This is a genomic window from Agromyces sp. CF514, assembly GCF_900113185.1.
GTDB lineage: Bacteria > Actinomycetota > Actinomycetes > Actinomycetales > Microbacteriaceae > Agromyces.
On sequence record NZ_FOZD01000001.1, the window covers coordinates 1,909,123 to 1,921,348 of the forward strand.

At 71.2% G+C, this 12,226-nt stretch carries 11 protein-coding genes; 8 read left to right on the top strand and 3 right to left on the bottom strand.

Going from position 1 to position 12,226, the window contains the following annotated elements; all coding sequences use genetic code 11:
• Positions 1-166 precede the first annotated feature (166 nt).
• Entirely contained in the window at positions 167-1,021 is an 855-nt protein-coding gene (locus tag BM342_RS08460) for a M23 family metallopeptidase (RefSeq protein WP_092964950.1), read from the top strand.
• A 55-nt stretch (positions 1,022-1,076) separates the two neighbouring features.
• On the opposite strand, the gene BM342_RS08465 is transcribed toward BM342_RS08460, so the two are convergent.
• The gene (locus BM342_RS08465; RefSeq protein WP_092964951.1) at positions 1,077-1,883 is read right to left on the bottom strand and encodes an enoyl-CoA hydratase/isomerase family protein; all 807 of its coding nucleotides are present in this window, start codon (positions 1,881-1,883) and stop codon (positions 1,077-1,079) included.
• Between the two features lie 137 nt (positions 1,884-2,020).
• Between BM342_RS08465 and BM342_RS08470 the strand changes: the two genes are divergently transcribed.
• The 5 genes from BM342_RS08470 to BM342_RS08490 all read left to right on the top strand — a co-directional run bounded on the left by BM342_RS08470 (position 2,021) and on the right by BM342_RS08490 (position 5,926).
• On the top strand, positions 2,021-2,509 hold the full coding sequence (locus BM342_RS08470) for a hypothetical protein (protein ID WP_143109795.1): 489 nt from the start codon (positions 2,021-2,023) through the stop codon (positions 2,507-2,509).
• On the top strand, positions 2,506-2,928 hold the full coding sequence (locus BM342_RS08475; protein ID WP_092964953.1) for a hypothetical protein: 423 nt from the start codon (positions 2,506-2,508) through the stop codon (positions 2,926-2,928). Before BM342_RS08470 ends, BM342_RS08475 begins: the two co-directional genes overlap by 4 nt.
• A 55-nt stretch (positions 2,929-2,983) precedes the next feature.
• Complete coding sequence (fdxA, locus tag BM342_RS08480) at positions 2,984-3,304, top strand: ferredoxin (RefSeq protein WP_092964954.1); 321 nt, start codon at positions 2,984-2,986, stop codon at positions 3,302-3,304.
• 2 nt (positions 3,305-3,306) lie between these two features.
• Entirely contained in the window at positions 3,307-4,425 is a 1,119-nt protein-coding gene (gene dapC, locus BM342_RS08485) for a succinyldiaminopimelate transaminase (protein WP_092964955.1), read from the top strand.
• Positions 4,426-4,606: 181 nt separating this feature from the next.
• Entirely contained in the window at positions 4,607-5,926 is a 1,320-nt protein-coding gene (locus BM342_RS08490; protein WP_092964956.1) for a citrate synthase, read from the top strand.
• Between the two features lie 121 nt (positions 5,927-6,047).
• On the opposite strand, the gene BM342_RS08495 is transcribed toward BM342_RS08490, so the two are convergent.
• Entirely contained in the window at positions 6,048-8,696 is a 2,649-nt protein-coding gene (locus tag BM342_RS08495; RefSeq protein WP_218154902.1) for a penicillin acylase family protein, read from the bottom strand.
• 97 nt (positions 8,697-8,793) lie between these two features.
• Positions 8,794-9,741, bottom strand: coding sequence for a 2,3,4,5-tetrahydropyridine-2,6-dicarboxylate N-succinyltransferase (gene dapD, locus BM342_RS08500; RefSeq protein ID WP_092964957.1), 948 nt, complete (start codon positions 9,739-9,741; stop codon positions 8,794-8,796).
• Between the two features lie 109 nt (positions 9,742-9,850).
• Between dapD and dapE the strand changes: the two genes are divergently transcribed.
• Positions 9,851-10,951, top strand: a complete 1,101-nt coding sequence (gene dapE / locus BM342_RS08505) for a succinyl-diaminopimelate desuccinylase (RefSeq protein WP_255368621.1) — start codon at positions 9,851-9,853, stop codon at positions 10,949-10,951.
• 7 nt (positions 10,952-10,958) lie between these two features.
• Entirely contained in the window at positions 10,959-12,206 is a 1,248-nt protein-coding gene (locus tag BM342_RS08510) for a hypothetical protein (RefSeq protein ID WP_255368622.1), read from the top strand.
• The last annotated feature ends 20 nt before the right edge of the window (positions 12,207-12,226 follow it).

Consider the following 12,226-nt stretch of genomic DNA (forward strand, 5'->3'; position numbering starts at 1 on the left):
CCGCGGGCCTGGGTCTGCGGCATCCGCCCCGTTCGCGTCTCCGGAGGCGCTGGTCGGTGGGGCGTACACACGGGTTGCGCATGAGAAGTTGAGGGTTTGTCCAGAAACGTTTCATACGTTGGAATGGTTCCCCTGGACGCCCCGACCGGAAATCCCTGCACCAGCTATGACCTTCCCCCACACCGGCCGCCGAGCCGCAGCGCGATCACGCGCGGCCGTTCGCGGACACCGCATCCGCTCGCCCTTCTCCTCCGAGGCGTTCCGCGCCGCCGTCGCGACCGTGCCATCCGCACGCGACCTGCTGCCGCGCCGCTCCGTCCTCGTGCTCCTCGGGCTCGGGTTCGTCGGTGCGATGGTCGTCAGCTCGAGCGTCCCGGCTCTCGCCGTGAGTGCCGCCGACACGACCGCCTCGGTCTACGCGCCGGCCGAGTACTCGGGCGACACCGTCGAGCTCGCCCCCCAGACGGTCGAGGTCGCGAGCGACGTCGTGATGCCGGCGGCCGTCGCCGGCGCGAGCTCGTACGCGGTCGAGGCGGCACCGCCGCCCATCGTCTCCCAGGTCGCGAGCGTGGGCTCGGTCTCGCTCATCGAGTCGGAGCGCATCGTGTGGCCCGTGCTCACGCCCGAGCGGCAGAGCGACGGCTTCGGCCCTCGGTCGGCGCCGTGCGCCGGCTGCTCGACGAACCACGACGGCGTCGACTTCAACCCCGGCAACGGTTCACCGGTCATGGCGATCGCCGACGGCGTCGTCGTGCTCGCGACCGAGAACAGCGGCGGCCTCGGCGTGAACATCGAGGTGCAGCACAACATCGCCGGCACGCTGGTCACCTCGTCGTACGCCCACATGCAGAGCGGCTCGATGACGGTCGGCGTCGGCGACCACGTCACGGCCGGGCAGCAGATCGGGCTCGTCGGCACGACCGGTCAGTCGACCGGACCCCACCTGCACCTCGAGATGTTCGGCACCGACGGCGTGCGGTTCGACGGCTTCGCCTGGCTGGCGATGCGCGTCACCGGCTGAGCGCCGCGAACGGGCACGACCGGCCGAGGCCCGGGCCGCCGGGTCGCGCCCGGCGTCAGCGGCTGAAGCCGGGTGCGCGCTTCTCGAGGAACGCCGCGACGCCCTCGCGCATGTCGTCGGTGCCGAACGCCTCGCCGAACCCCGCGATCTCGCGTGCGACGGCCTCGGCGGTGCTGCGACCGGCGGCTTCGACGAGCACGCGCTTGGCATTGGCGACGGCGACGGGGGAGTTCTGCGCGATCTGCGCCACCGTCTCGCGCGCACCGGCGAGCAACGCCTCCCGGTCGGCGAAGCGGCGCAGCACGAGGCCCGCCTCGACGGCCTCGTCGATGCCGATGCGTCGTCCGCTGTAGATGAGTTCCTTGGCGTGCGCCGGGCCCACGACGCGCGGAAGGCGCACCGTGCCGCCGAACCCGGGGATGAGCCCGAGTCGCACCTCGGGCTGGCCGAACCCCGAGGCATCCGTCGCGTAGATCATGTCGCACGCGAGCGCGAGCTCGAGGCCGCCACCGAGTGCGAAGCCGTCGACGCAGGCGATCACGGGAGCATGGCAGGCCTCGATGCGCGCCGCGACGCGGTGCCCGAGGCGTGCCGATCGCTCTCCCTCCGCGGGCGTCGCTCCCGCCATGCCCGCGATGTCGGCGCCGGCGACGAACGCGCGTCCGCCGGCACCCACGAGCAGCACGCCCCGAACGGATGCCGAAGCCTCCGCGATGCGCACGAACGCGTCGTCGAGGGCCTCGAGCACGCTCGCCGAGAGCGCGTTGAGCGCCTTCGGGCGGTCGATCGTGATGATCGCCACGTCGCCGTCGAACGCGAGGTCGACCTCGGGACGGGCGGGTTCGGATTCGGGCGTCGTCATCGTCGATCGGTCCTCTCGATGGGCTGTGCCCTCACGCTACGGCATCGTGCCGCGCGCGTCGGGCCGGTGCGCCCGTGGCCGCCGCATCGGCGCGCCGGTAGGATCCGAGGACACCCCGAAACCACCGAGGAGTTCCGATGCCTTCATCCCAGACCGCGGTGCGGATGCCGCGCGCAGCCGTCCGCGGCCTCCTCGCGATCGCCGCGGCGGGCCTCGCCGCCGGCATGCTCACGGGCTGCGTGAACCCCGTCGAAGACCTCGTGCAGAACGGCGTCGAAGACGCGATCGAGGGAGCCACGGGCGGTGACGTGAGCCTCGGCGGCGAACTGCCCGAGGGGTTCCCGGCCGAGATCCCGATCGTCGAGGGGCAGATCACGGTCGGCATCGGCACGGGCGACTCGAACGGCTGGGTCGTGGTCGTGACCTCGACCGAGGCCGACCCCGCGGCAGCCGCGGCGTCGGCGCTCGAGGAGGCCGGCTTCGCCGAGGACACGTCGATGACGCAGGAGCAGCGCGACGCGCTGACCGGGGGCCAGCTCGACGCCAACGTCTATTCGAACGGCACCTACGTCGTCCTGCTCGCGGTGCAGGACGACACGGTCTCGTACACGGTGACGCCGAAGTGAGCGCGGTCGACGGCGCGAGCCTCTGGAGTCGCATCGCGACGCTCGTGCTCGCGCTCCTCGTCGGAGCCGTCTACGGCACGCTCGGCACCGTCGGTCACCGTCAGGTCTGGCAGGTCGGCGATGTCAGCCTCCCCTGGGGGCTCGTCGTGGCGCTCATCGGCGTCGCGGCGCTGCTGGTGGCGTTCCGCACGATCGGCGGCGGCCGGCTGGTCGCGGCAGTCGCGGGGCTCGGCGTGATCCTCATGGTCGGGCTGCTCACCCTCCCCGGCCCCGGCGGCTCGGTGCTCGTGGTCGGCGACCTCACGGGCACGATCTGGTCGATCGGGCCTGCACTCGTGACGGTGTTCGTCGTGGCATGGCCGCGGTTGCCCGCTCGCGCGGCCGCGCGGCCGACGTCGCCGGGCTACGGCGTCGCGTAGGGTTCGGCGCGGCATAGACTGAAGTCCCAGTCTTCCGAAAGGACCGCGAGCCACCGTGACCTACGTCATCGCCCTTCCGTGTGTCGACGTCAAAGACCGCGCCTGCATCGACGAATGCCCGGTCGACTGCATCTACGAGGGTGAGCGTTCGCTCTACATCCACCCCGACGAATGCGTCGACTGCGGCGCCTGCGAACCGGTCTGCCCGGTCGAGGCCATCTACTACGAAGACGACCTCCCCGACGAATGGGCCGACTACTACAAGGCCAACGTCGAGTTCTTCGACGACCTCGGCTCGCCCGGCGGCGCCGCCAAGGTCGGCGTCATCGCGAAGGACCACCCCGTCATCTCCGCCCTGCCCCCGCAGGCGCACTGAGCATGGCGCTCGGCGCTCTCCCCGACTACCCGTGGGACCTCATGACCCCGTACCGGGAGCGTGCGGCCGCGCACCCCGACGGCGTCGTCGACCTCTCGATCGGCTCGCCGGTCGATGAGACGCCCGCCGTCATCCGCGACGCGCTCTCCGCTGCGACCGATGCGCACTCGTACCCGCAGACGATCGGCACCCCCGAGCTGCGCCGGGCGATCGTCGAGTGGTTCGAACGGCGCCGCGGCGTCGTCGGCACTGGCCTCAGCGAGCGCAACGTGCTGCCGACGATCGGCTCGAAGGAACTGGTCGCGCTGCTTCCGCTGATGCTCGGCGTCGGCGAGGGCGACGTGGTCGTGCATCCGCGTGCGGCCTACCCCACGTACGCGATCGGCGCTGCGATCGCCGGGGCCGACGCCCTCGCATCCGACGACCCGGCCGAATGGCCCGCCGCGACGAAGCTCGTCTGGCTGAACAGCCCCGGCAACCCCGACGGTCGCGTGCTCGACGTCGACGAACTCCGCGCGGCGCAGGCCAGGGCGCGCGAACTCGGCGCGACCATCGTGAGCGACGAGTGCTACGCCGAGCTCGGCTGGGACGCCCCCTGGAACGCCGAGCGGGTCCCGAGCATCCTCGACCCCCGCGTGAGCGGTGAAGACCGCAGCAATACGCTCGCCGTGTACTCGCTCAGCAAGCAGTCGAACATGGCCGGATACCGCGCCGCGTTCGTGGTCGGCTGCGGGCGCCTGATCGAGCAGCTCACCAACGTGCGCAAGCACGCCGGGTTGATGCTGCCGGCGCCGTTGCAGGCCGCGATGGTGGCCGCGCTCGGCGACGACGAGCACGTCGCGGTGCAGAAGCAGCGCTACCGGGCTCGCCGCGACGTGCTGCTGCCGGCGCTCGAGGCTGCCGGGTTCCGCATCGACCGCAGCGAGGCCGGGCTCTACCTGTGGGCCACCGAGGGGCGCGATGCGTGGGAGTCCATCGGGCGACTCGCCGACCTCGGCATCGTCGCCGGCCCCGGCCACTTCTACGGCGAGCACTACCCCGAGCACGTGCGGCTCTCGCTGACGGCCACCGACGAACGGATCGCGGCGGCAGCGCGTCGACTCGCGGCATCCGTCGCCTGAACTTCCGACCAATTCGTGGTCTCGCACAGCGATGAGCGGGTTCGCTGAGGCGTCGACTGTCGAATCCGGCAACACCAGAGCGGATGTCTTGGCGGATGCGACAGTGTGCCCCGGCCACGTCTAGGCTGTAGTTCGGATCGCGGTCGAACCGGGCTGCGTGACGGAAAGCAGGTGACCGCACATGACGATCACGGGAGGCGCCGTGAGCGACGCTCTGAACAACGCCGAAGGCCAGAAGCCCCTTCAGGCGACCCTCAACTTCCCCGGTGGCACCGCGGAGTTCCCGATCCGGGCGGCCGTCGACGGCGCCTCGAGCATCGACCTGTCGACGCTGACGCGACAGACCGGGCTGACCGCCCTCGACTACGGCTTCGTGAACACGGCCTCGACGCAGTCCGAGATCACGTACATCGACGGCAACCAGGGCATCCTGCGCTATCGCGGGTACCCGATCGAACAGCTCGCCGAGCACTCCACGTACCTCGAGGTGGCCTGGCTGCTCATCTACGGCACGCTGCCGACCGCCGACCAGCTCGGCGAGTTCGACGAGAAGATCCGTCGGCACACGCTGCTGCACGAGGACCTCAAGCGGTTCTTCTCGGCGCTGCCGCACACCGCGCACCCGATGTCGGTGCTTTCGAGCGCGGTCTCGGCCCTGTCGACGTACTACGAGGGCTCCGACCCCGACGACGTCGAGCTCACGATGATCCGACTGCTCGCGAAGCTGCCGGTCATCGCCGCGTACGCGCACAAGAAGAGCCTCGGGCAGGCGTTCCTGTACCCCGACAACTCGCTGAGCTTCGTCGACAATTTCCTGCGACTGAACTTCGGCAACATGGCCGAGCCGTACGAGATCGACCCCACGCTCTCCAAGGCGCTCGACCGCCTGCTGATCCTGCACGAAGACCACGAGCAGAACGCGTCGACGTCGACCGTGCGACTCGTCGGATCGACGGGCGCGAACCTGTACTCGTCGATCTCGGCAGGCATCCAGGCGCTCTCGGGTCCGCTGCACGGCGGCGCCAACGAGGCCGTGCTGCAGATGCTCGCGCAGATCCGCGACTCGGGCGAGGGCGTCGGCAAGTTCGTCGAGCGCGTCAAGCGTAAAGAAGACGGCGTCAAGCTCATGGGCTTCGGGCACCGCGTCTACAAGAACTACGACCCGCGCGCCACGATCGTCAAGCAGTCGGCCGACGAGGTGCTCGCGGGCCTCGGCGTCGCCGACCCGCTGCTCGACATCGCGAAGGAGCTCGAGCAGTTCGCCCTCCAGGACGACTACTTCAAGGAGCGTCGTCTCTACCCGAACGTCGACTTCTACACGGGCGTCATCTACAAGGCCATGGGCTTCCCGACCCGCATGTTCACCGTGCTGTTCGCGATCGGCCGCCTGCCCGGCTGGATGGCGCACTGGCGCGAGATGAACCTCGACACGCAGACGAAGATCGGTCGCCCGCAGCAGCTCTACGTGGGCGAGCCCGAGCGCCGCTACCCCGGCGCCTGAGCGCCGCACCGCGGCATCCGCACCCCGCCTTCGAGGCGATCGGATGCCGCGGGCAGCACAGACGCCGAAGGGGCGCCACGTTCGACGTGGCGCCCCTTCGGCGTGCTGGGCCGGCAGTCTCCTAGCCCGCCGAGGGGGACTCGGTCTGCGTGGGCGTCGCGGGCGCGACCCCCGCGACCGGCCGGAGGTTCAGCGTGTCCTTCGCCGCGTGCCGCACGGCGTCGAGGCTGAACGGCCACGCGCGGGTCTCCCCGTGCTGCCAGAGCGTCGCCTGATCGGTGTAGTTCGGGTGGAACGCATGCCCGGAGGCACCGGTGAGGTTGACCCACGTCGAGGCGTCGAAGTCGGCGAGGTCGACGACCATGCGCATCGAGGGCACCCAGTCGACGCCGTAGCCCTGGGTGGCATCCCATCCGATGGCGTTCACGATCGAGGATCCGCCGCCGAGCTCGTAGGGGCCGCGGTTGAAGAGCCACTCGATCGGCGCGATGCCCGACGTGCCGAAGCTCTGGTTGGTGAGGGTCAACGTGTGCAGGCGACCCCAACGCCAGGAATCGCTGGAACTGCCCATGCGGCTGTTCGCCTCGGTCCAGGCCTCGTCGAGGGCGTTGGCGATCATGGCGTCGCGTCCGGTCACGCCGAGGCGCTCGTTCGCCCACCAGGCGGCGTCGGGCTCGCCGAGCAGGGTGCCGACGACGCGGTACCAGCGGTCGCCGCCGGTCGGCCTGGTCTGCTCGGGCAGCGATTCGAACATGTCGCCGAGCAGGTGCTTCCAGAAGATCGCGAAGTACGCGGCACCCGCGCTGTCGGCCTCCGCTCGGCCGTTCCAGTCGGCGAGCAGGTCGGCGCCGCGTGCGGCGTCGCCGGTGAGGTCGAGTTCGGCGATGACGGGCAGGAGGGCGGCGGCATTGGCATCGCCCGTGTCGAGCTGGATGCGCGTGAATTCATCGGCCGTGAGCTTCTCGCCCGCGTCGATCTTCTCCTTCAGCAGCCGTTCGATGGCCGTGGCGCGATAGCCGTAGTCCCAGTCGGCGGTGATGAACGGCCCGCCGCTCTTCGCGTTGTTCGCGACGGCGTTGTTCGCGGTCACGATGTAGCCGCGGGGCGGGTTCAGCACGTTGGGCAGGTCGTCGAACGCGACCTCTCCGGTCCAGCCGACGTCGCTCGTCCACCCGGGCTGCGGCAGCGTGCCGTCGCCGTGCTTGCGGATCGGCACGGCGCCCGGCGCCTGGTAGCCGATGTTGCCCTCGGTGTCCGCGTAGACCAGGTTCTGCGAGGGCACGTCGAACAGCGAGGCCGCCGCGCGGAACTCGTTCCAGTCGCGGGCGCGATCGAGCGCGAAGATCGACTGCGCGGTCGTGCCCGGCGTGAGGGCGGTCCACTGCAGCGAGAGTGCTCCCGTGCCCTCCGGGGCGCCGGATGCCGCGGGGTACTGCTCCGCCACGGCGCCGAAGTCGGAGGTGGTGTCCGTGACCAGCGGCCCGCGCCCCGTGGAGCGCACGGTGATCGTCACGGGGGCTCCGCCCGCGACCTCGATCGTCTCCTCGCGCGTGATGAGCGGCACCTGCTGCCCGTCGAGCTCGTAGGTGTCGCCCGTCACGCGCTCGAGGTAGAGGTCGGCCACGTCGGGCCCGAGGTTCGTGAAGCCCCACGCGATGCGGTCGTTGTGGCCGATGATGACGCCCGGCAGGCCTGCGAAGGTGTAGCCGGCCGTGTCGAAGGTGCAGTCCTCGGTGACCTGGGCGCAGCGCAGGCCCATCTGGGCCCAGATCGAGGGCAGGGCGGGCCCGAGGTGGGGGTCGTTGGCGAGCAGCGGCCGGCCCGATTCGGTGAGCGCGCCCGAGACGACCCAGGAGTTGGATCCGATGTCGTTGCCCTCGGGTCCGAGCAGGGCCGGGATGCCGTCGAGGGTCGCACGCAGCGAGGTGAGGGCGGCCGCGTAGTCCGAGGTGTCGTCGGATGTCGCGGCACGGCCGTCGGCGGCATCCGTCGCCGTGTCGGTCGCGAGCGGGGTCGCGTCGCCTGCGGATGCCGGCGCAGCGGTGGCGGGCAGGCCGTCGACGATGGTCGGCGTGGTCGACCAGTCGACGTCGGGATGCAGGCGCGCGACCTCTTCGGTCGGGAGTGCGGTCGAGAGGAGTGCCCGGTCGATCTCGTCGCCGAGGTTCGAGCGCAGGTCCCAGGCCATCGCCTTGAGCCAGGCGATCGAGTCGACCGGGGTCCACGGCTCGGGGGAGTAGCCGGGATTCTGCAGCCCGAGCACGGCGTACTCGAGCGAGAGCTCGGCGCCGCTGCGGCTCGCGAGGTACGCGTTCACGCCCTCGGCGTACGCGGTGTAGTAGGCGCGGGCCTGATCGTCGAGGAGCTCGTACTCCTGCTCGGCGACACCGCGCCAGTCGAGCGTGCGGACGAACGTGTCGGTGCCCACCTGCGATTCGCCGAAGAGCTCGGCGAGGCGGCCGGCGGTGACGTGGCGGCGGAAGTCCATCTCCCAGAAGCGGTCCTGCGCGTGCACGAACCCCTGGGCATAGAACAAGTCGTGGTCGTTCTCGGCGACGATCTGGGGGATTCCCGCGTCGTCGCGGTACACGCTGACGGCGGCGACGAGCCCCGGTGCGTCGAGGCGACCGCTCGTCGTGGGGAACGAGCGCTGTACGGTCCACCAGCCGACGCCCCCCGCTGCGAGCACGAGCAGCAGCACGATCGCGAGCACCCAGGTGAGCGCTCGCAGCCAGCCGTGGTGTCGGGTTCTGGGTGCGTCGGTGCCCACGTCACTCCTTCGTGCTCGCCCCCGAGGACGGCCGCCGTGCGGCGGCCTGAGGCACCACTGTAATGGAGCGCGCCGCCCAGGTGGAGGCCGAGGATCGTCAGGCGTGCAGGGCGGTGTTCAGGGTGACGCCGTGACCGTCGCGCGAGAGCACCTCGACCCGGCCGCTGACCGAGTTCCGGCGGAACAGCAGGTTCGGCACGCCCGAGAGCTCGAGGGCCTTGACCGTGCGGTCGGTGCCGCCGCCGAGCAGCGCGACCTTGGTGCCCGCCGTGACGTAGAGGCCCGCCTCGACCACGGTGTCGTCGCCGATCGAGATGCCGATGCCGGAGTTCGCGCCGAGCAGGGCGCGCTCGCCGATCGCGACGCGCTGCGTGCCGCCGCCCGAGAGCGTGCCCATGATCGAGGCGCCGCCGCCGATGTCGGAGCCGTCGCCGACCACGACGCCCTGGGAGACGCGCCCCTCGATCATCGAGTTGCCGAGCGTGCCGGCGTTGAAGTTCACGAAGCCCTCGTGCATGACCGTGGTGCCGGGCGCCAGGTGCGCGCCGAGCCGCACGCGCGAGGCGTCGGCGATGCGCACGCGCTCGGGCGTGACGTAGTCGAGCAGGCGCGGGAACTTGTCGAGACCGGTCGCGTGGATGCCGGCGCGCTGCAGCGCCGGGCGCAGCCGGTCGAAGTCGGCCGGGTGCACGGGTCCGGCGTTCGTCCACACCACGTTCGGCAGGTGTCCGAAGACGCCGTCGAGGTTGATCGTGTTCGGCGCGGCGAGCAGGTGAGAGAGCAGGTGCAGGCGCAGGTACGCGTCGGCGGTCGACGCGGGGGCCGCATCGAGGTCGATCGTCAGCTCGACGACCTCCACACGCACATTCCGACGCGAGTCGTCGCCTGCGAGCGCCGCGTGCTCTGAAGCGAGGGCCGGTGCCGTGTCGCCCAGCGTCGGCGCCGGGAACCAGGCGTCGAGCACCGTGCCGTCGCCGGCGATGGTCGTGAGACCGGCCGCCGAGGCGGTGCGGACAGGGGCGATGACGGGCTCGTTCGCAGGCATGCATCAAGGGTACCGAGCGCCGCGCGCGGATGACGCGGGGCGACGCTCGGTCCGCGCACTCGGTCGGCGGCGGTGGGTGCCGCAGCCGCGGCATCCGTAGAATCGGGGAATGCCAGCCGAGACCGCCGACATGCCAGCTCCGCTCGATCCGACCGCAGACTCGGTGGCGCTCACGAGGGCGATCTGCGACGTGCCGAGCGTGTCGGGCGATGAGACGGTGCTGGCCGACCTGGTCGAGCGGGCGCTCGCCGCGGCATCCCACCTCGAGCTGTACCGCGACGGCGACACGATCGTCGCCCGCACGAACCTGGGGCGCGAGCGCCGGGTCGTGATCGCCGGGCACCTCGACACCGTGCCGATCAACGGCAACGTGCCGACCCGGTTCGAGACCGAAGACGGCGTCGACTACCTGTGGGGGCGCGGCACGACCGACATGAAGGGCGGGGTCGCGGTAACCCTGAAGCTCGCCGTCGAGCTCGCCGAACCGGTCTACGACGTGACGTGGATGTTCTACGACCATGAAGAGGTCCAGGCCGACCTCAACGGACTCAAGCGGCTCGCCGAGACCCGGCCCGACCTGTTCGAGGCCGACTTCGCGATCCTGGGGGAGTCCTCGAACGGGCAGGTCGAGGGCGGCTGCAACGGCACCCTCCGCGTCGAGCTGCGCGCGACGGGCACGCGGGCGCACACCTCTCGTCCGTGGATGGGCGTGAACGCGATCCACGCGCTCGCACCGGCGCTCGAGCGCCTCGCCGCGTTCGAGGCCGAGACGGTCGACGTCGAGGGGCTCGCCTATCGCGAGGGCCTCAGCGCGGTCGGCATCCGGGGAGGCGTCGCCGGCAACGTCGTGCCCGACGAGGCGGTGCTCACGGTCAACTACCGGTTCGCGCCGAGCCGGTCCGTCGACGAGGCGATCGCCGCCATGCGCGCGCTCTTCCCCGAGTACGAGCTCACGGTGACGGATGCCTCGGCCGGCGCCCGGCCGGGCCTCGACGACCCGTTCGTGCAGGGGTTCCTCGCGGCGGTCGGCGCCGAGGCGAGGCCGAAGTACGGGTGGACCGATGTCGCGCGCTTCAGCGCGCTCGGAGTTCCCGCCGTGAACTACGGACCCGGTGACCCGAGCCTCGCCCACACCGACGACGAGCGCGTGCGCCTCGACGCGATCGTCGCGTGCGAGGTCGGCCTGCGCTCGTGGCTCACCGGGGCCTGACCCGCGCATGACGACGGCGCAGCCCGAGCCCCGGCCGACGGTCGAGCGCGAGCCGGATCCGTTCCGCGCGACGCGGTGGTCGCCGCGCGTGCGCTGGCGGGTCGCCCCCTGGTGGGCGCGCGTCGTGCTCGTGTATGCGGGCGCCCGCGCGATCACGACGGTGTTCGTGCTGCTGCTCGCGAGCGCGCAGGGCGCGAACCCCTGGACCGGCGCGAATCCCGGGTACTTCGAGTACGCGAACATGTGGGACGCGCGCTGGTACCAGATCATCCTGCTCGCGGGGTATCCGAGCGAGGTGCCGCTGAACGACACGGGCCAGGTCACCGAGAACGCGTGGGCGTTCATGCCCGTCTACCCGACCTTCGTCGGCATGCTCACCTGGTTCCAGGTGCCGTGGAACGTGGCGTCGGTCGTGGTGGCGCTCGCCGCGGGCCTCGGCGCGGCCCTCGTGTTCCATCGGCTCATGTCGAGGTTCCTCGAACCCGACCGGGCGATGTTCGCGGTCGTGCTGTTCTGCGTGGCGCCGGTCTCGCCGATCATGCAGTTCGGCTACGCCGAGTCGCTCGGCTACCTGCTGCTCGCGACGGCGCTGCTGCTGCTCGTGGATCGCCGGTACGGCTGGCTGTTCCCCGTGATCGCGCTGTGGTCGTTCACTCGGCCGGGAGCCCTCGCGTTCGCGCTCACCCTCGGCCTGCACTGGGTGTGGCGCTGGTGGCGGCGGCGCGACGACCCGTTCCCGCTGCGCGAACGCGTGCTCGCGGCATCCGCGACGGCCTTCGCCGTGCTCTTCGGGTTCGGCTGGCTGCTCGTCGCCGCGATCGGCACGGGCGACCTGCACGCCTACACCGACACCGAGCTCGCCTGGCGCGCCGCCTACATCGGCTACGGCGAGCTCGTGCCGTTCACGGCGTGGTTCGAGTCGGGCGGATGGTGGCTGGGCCAGCCGCTCGGCACCATCGCCGTCCTGGCGCTGCTCCTCGGATTCGGCCTGCTGCTCGTCACGCCCGCCGTGCGACGGCTCGGCGTCGACATCCGACTGTGGTCGACGAGCTACGCGCTCTACCTGCTCGCGGTCTTCTTCCCGCAGTCGAGCGTGTTCCGCATCGCGTCGCCGCTCTTCCCGCTGCTCGGGGCGGCGGCGATCCCGCGCGCCAGGTGGTACCGCTGGGGCATCGTCGTCGTGTTCCTCGCGCTCCAGGTCGGATGGCTGCTCATCTGCTGGGGCATCGACGGGCGCGACTGGACGCCGCCGTGAGTCCTGCCGCGTCGTCCACA